The organism is Bradyrhizobium sp. NBAIM08 (genome assembly GCF_020193935.1).
Lineage (GTDB): Bacteria > Pseudomonadota > Alphaproteobacteria > Rhizobiales > Xanthobacteraceae > Bradyrhizobium > Bradyrhizobium yuanmingense.
This window is the reverse complement of sequence record NZ_JADYVR010001324.1, coordinates 1-383: the sequence shown is the minus strand read 5'-3', so window position 1 is coordinate 383 and position 383 is coordinate 1. Positions and strand designations below refer to the sequence as shown.

Annotated in this window: 1 protein-coding gene; it reads right to left on the bottom strand. The window is 46.7% G+C overall.

The genetic code is table 11. From position 1 onward, the window contains the following. The coding region (locus I6F37_RS44735; RefSeq protein ID WP_225155091.1) for an acetylxylan esterase at positions 1-383 on the bottom strand (383 nt) is incomplete at both ends.

Sequence of the window (383 nt, the reverse complement as noted above, 5' to 3'; positions counted from 1 at the left end):
ATACCATGTATTTCAATACTCAAACTAATATAACCCTGTTCGGCATAAGCAGTAAATGGTAGCATGCTTTTTACACCCGCCCCCGGTGGCGTAAAAAGAACAGGATATTTGCCTGCTGCTTTAGGCTTGCATAAATAAGCGTATAACCGCTGCCCCTTTTTATAGTTCTGCAGGTTCACCAAAAACACATCAACGCTTGTAGTGGAATATTGCGGCATAGGTGTCACCATGGCGTCCATCGGGATCCTGGCTGCTTCCCCAATTGCAGCCTGCCAGAAGGGCAAAAAATCATCCGGCATTTTAACAGTGGGCGCTATCTTTTCCGGTGAGTAGGCTACTTTAATCCCATCGCTATAAGTTCTGCCGCCGTACGCTGCTCTTAC